General features: G+C 64.5%; 1 pseudogene. It reads right to left on the bottom strand.

The features are described 5' to 3' along the window. Positions 1–98: 98 nt before the first annotated feature. Positions 99–262 (bottom strand): annotated as a pseudogene (locus ACPYOI_RS36415) (ATP-binding protein); the annotation flags it as partial.

Here is a 262-nt window from a genome sequence, read left to right on the forward strand (position 1 = left end):
CCCCCCCCCCCCCCCCCCCCCCCCCCCCCCCCCCCCCCCCTCCCCCCAAAAACAAACCCGCCCCCCCAGATTACTACGCGTCTCGTGGGCTCGGAGATGTGTATAAGAGACAGATGTTTGACGATCGCAAGGCCAAGTCCGGTGCCCTTTTTGGAACGGCTGTCCTCGATACTGACGCGATAGAAGCGCTCCGTGAGGCGCGGCACATGCTCGGCAGGAATGCCCGGTCCCTGTCTCTTATACACATCTGACGCTGCCGACG

The sequence above is a fragment of the Rhizobium sp. SVR5-2C genome (assembly GCF_056755115.1).